At 57.9% G+C, this 734-nt stretch carries 1 protein-coding gene; it reads left to right on the top strand.

From position 1 onward, the window contains the following. Positions 1-645 (top strand): ATP-binding domain-containing protein (locus C5S62_RS04385; protein WP_190311550.1); only part of this gene is annotated, 645 nt, incomplete at its 5' end. Between the last annotated feature and the right edge of the window lie 89 nt (positions 646-734).

Raw genomic sequence — 734 nt, 5'->3', positions numbered from 1 at the left:
CTCTATAATTCTGGCATCCGTTCCCTCATATTTGAGCGCGAAGAGCCTCTCACACGGGGTGACATCATAATGGCCGTAAAAAACAATTACCACTGGACGGAACGCCTCCAAGAAGAAGCGGACGGAGGGGACGCAGCCGCAACGTGCCCCATGGCCTTCATCGCCAACGGTGACACGGCTCAGGTGGTCAGGGTGAGCAATGTGCACGAGCAATACGGTTTCCACTTTGCCGACGCAACGCTGAGATTCACCGATTACGGACAGACGCAGATGACCTGCCGGGTCCTGTTGGACACGCTCATGTCGGAAGCGCCGGCGCTCACTCCTGAACAAAGCCGGAGACTCTACGAGGCGGTTTCGGCCGACTATGACGGAGTGACCTCACGAAGAGAACGGATGAGAAGTGTGAGAGGGGACGCCTACTACAATGCCCTGCAGATAAAATATGCCTATGCCGTGACCTGCCACAAAGCCCAGGGCGGCCAATGGAGCCGGGTATTCGTCGAGAGCGGGTGGAGGGGGACGGACACCGGGACGTACCTGAGGTGGCTTTACACCGCACTGACACGGACCACCGGACTGCTTTACCTGGTCAACTGGCCAAAAGAGCAGCGGGGGGAGAAGAAGGATGAGGGGGACGCATGACATCTCCCTTCGCCATGCGGCGGCTCCAGACAAAAAGGCCTCTCCCCGTGAAGATTTCCGTCTTCACGGGGAGAGGCCGTATGAAAAAA

The sequence above is a fragment of the Prevotella sp. MGM2 genome (genome assembly GCF_002933955.1).
Classification (GTDB): Bacteria; Bacteroidota; Bacteroidia; order Bacteroidales; family Bacteroidaceae; genus Alloprevotella.
This window is presented reverse-complemented; position numbering and strand designations above follow the sequence as displayed.